2 protein-coding genes are annotated in these 1,562 nt (G+C 69.3%); both read left to right on the top strand.

Annotated features, from left to right (window positions below; translation table 11 throughout):
• Positions 1–691 (top strand): peptidoglycan recognition protein family protein (locus R6V09_RS52770; protein ID WP_317888499.1); only part of this gene is annotated, 691 nt, incomplete at its 5' end.
• Positions 692–798: 107 nt separating this feature from the next.
• The coding region (locus tag R6V09_RS52765) for a nucleotidyltransferase family protein (protein WP_317888498.1) at positions 799–1,562 on the top strand (764 nt) is incomplete at its 3' end.

Here is a 1,562-nt window from a genome sequence, read left to right as displayed (position 1 = left end):
GCCCCTCGCCGCCACCGAACTCCCGGCGCTGAGCAGGCAGGCGACCGAACGCGAACTGGTCGCCCTGCGCGGCAAGGCGCAGCCGTACATCGGGCCGCGCCCGCGCATCGTCACCCGGCGCGGCTGGGGCGCCGACGAGAAGCTGCGCGAGAAGGGGTTCGTCTACACGAAGAAGGTCAAGGCGGCCTTCGTGCACCACACCGCCTCCGGCAACAACTACCGCTGCTCGCAAGCCCCTTCAGTCATTCGCGGTATCTACCGCTACCACGTCAGGAGCAGTGGCTGGCGTGACATCGGCTACAACTTCCTCGTAGACAAGTGCGGAACCATCTACGAGGGCCGCGCCGGGGGAGTGACGAAGGCGGTCCTGGGCGCCCACACCCTCGGTTTCAACACGAACAGCATGGGGATCGCCGTTCTCGGAACCTTCGGCACCGCCAAACCGTCCTCGGCGGCAGTGACGGCCATCGCCCGCCTCGCCGCATGGAAGCTCGGACTCTACGGAGTCAATCCGCGCGGCAAGACATACCTGAAGTCCGGTGGTGGCAATCTCTACCGAAAAGGAAAGAACGTACGACTCAATGTGATCTCCGGCCATCGGGACGGGTTCGCCACGGAGTGCCCAGGACGGCAGCTCTACGGCAAGCTCGGCTCGGCCCGTTCCACGTCGGCCCGGTTCCAGGGCCGCTGACGGTGGGGGCGCCGGGGAAGGGTCCGCGGGACGCGTGCACGGTCCGCATACACTGGCCGGCCGAAAAGGACAGCTCGGCCGGTCCCGGCAGGAAGCAGAGACGACAGGTGACAGAAGCGATCCTCCTGGTCGGCGGCAAGGGCACCCGGTTGCGCCCCCTCACGGTGCACACCCCGAAGCCGATGGTCAGGGCGGCGGGGGTGCCGTTCCTCACGCATCAGCTGGCGCGAGCGAGAGCGGCGGGCGTGGAACACATCGTCCTGGCCACTTCCTATCTGGCGGAGGTGTTCGAACCGCACTTCGGTGACGGTTCGGCCCTCGGCCTCCACATCGAGTACGTCACGGAGGACGAGCCCCTCGGCACGGGCGGCGCGATCCGCAACGTGGCCTCGCGCCTCCACTCGGCCCCCGACGACCCGGTCCTGATCTTCAACGGCGACATCCTGACCGGCCTGAACATCAGGGCGCTGGTGGACACCCACGAGGCGACGGGCGCGGACGTCTCCCTCCACCTCACGAAGGTCACCGACCCGCGCGCCTACGGCCTGGTCCCCACCGACGAAACGGGCCGCGTCCTGGCCTTCCTGGAGAAGCCCCAGACCCCCGAGGAGATCGTCACCGACCAGATCAACGCGGGGGCGTACGTCTTCCGCCGCTCGGTCATCGACACGATCCCGGCGGGCCGCCCGGTGTCGGTGGAACGGGAGACGTTCCCGGACCTCCTCGCGGCGGGAGCCCACCTCCAGGGCCTGGTGGACTCGACGTACTGGCTGGACCTCGGCACCCCGGCGGCCTTCGTCCGAGGCTCCGCCGACCTGGTCCTGGGCCGCGCCCCGTCCCCCGCGATCCCCGGCCGCTGCGGCGACCGCCT

Source organism: Streptomyces sp. W16 (genome assembly GCF_033194735.1).
Taxonomy (GTDB): Bacteria; Actinomycetota; Actinomycetes; order Streptomycetales; family Streptomycetaceae; genus Streptomyces.
This window is presented reverse-complemented; position numbering and strand designations above follow the sequence as displayed.